Origin of the sequence: Xanthomonas albilineans, from assembly GCF_002939705.1 — a bacterium.
Lineage (GTDB): Bacteria > Pseudomonadota > Gammaproteobacteria > Xanthomonadales > Xanthomonadaceae > Xanthomonas_A > Xanthomonas_A albilineans.
The window spans coordinates 1-699 of the sequence record NZ_MDCB01000084.1; the positions used below are offsets into that span (position 1 = coordinate 1).

Annotated in this window: 1 protein-coding gene; it reads left to right on the forward strand. The window is 62.9% G+C overall.

The window, feature by feature from the left end:
* The coding region (locus XalbCFBP2523_RS15840) for a condensation domain-containing protein (RefSeq protein ID WP_045766537.1) at window positions 1-699 on the forward strand (699 nt) is incomplete at both ends.

The following is a 699-nucleotide window of genomic DNA, read 5'->3' on the forward strand; positions in this document are numbered from 1 at the left end:
CGTGGCGTGGCGGCACAGGATCCGGCCAATGGCCGTTGGTTGTTGCAGTTGCTCTGCCATCACCTTGCCCTGGATCACACCACACTGGAAATCGTGCTGGAAGAAGTCCGCTGCCACTTGGGTGGTGAAGCCGACAGCTTGCCGGCGCCGCTACCGTTCCGCAATTTTGTGGCGCAAGCGCTGTTGGGCGTGAGTCGCGAGGAGCATGAGGCGTATTTCCGGGCGATGCTGAGCGATGTGGAGGAGCCCTGTGCACCGTTTGGCGTGGTCAATGTACAAGGCGATGGAGCGGACGTGGAAGAGGCACGGCTTGAATTGCCGGATCCGCTGTCGGCATTGCTGCGCGACCAGGCACGCGTACTTGGCGTGAGTGCGGCCAGCCTGTTCCATCTGGCCTGGGCGCAGGTGGTGGCGCGCGCCACGGGGTGTGAGACGGTTGTGTTCGGCACGGTGCTGTTTGGCCGCATGCAGGGCGGGACGGGGGCCGACCGGGCACTGGGGGTATTCATCAACACGTTGCCGCTACGGATCGAAATTGATAGATCCAACGTGGTGGAAAGTGTACGCATGGTGCAACAGCGTCTTGCCGGGCTGTTGCGGCATGAACATGCGCCGCTATCGCTGGCGCAACGGTGCAGCGGTGTTCCGGCGCCAGCGCCGTTGTTCACTTCGCTGCTCAATTACCGGCATGGCGTCCAG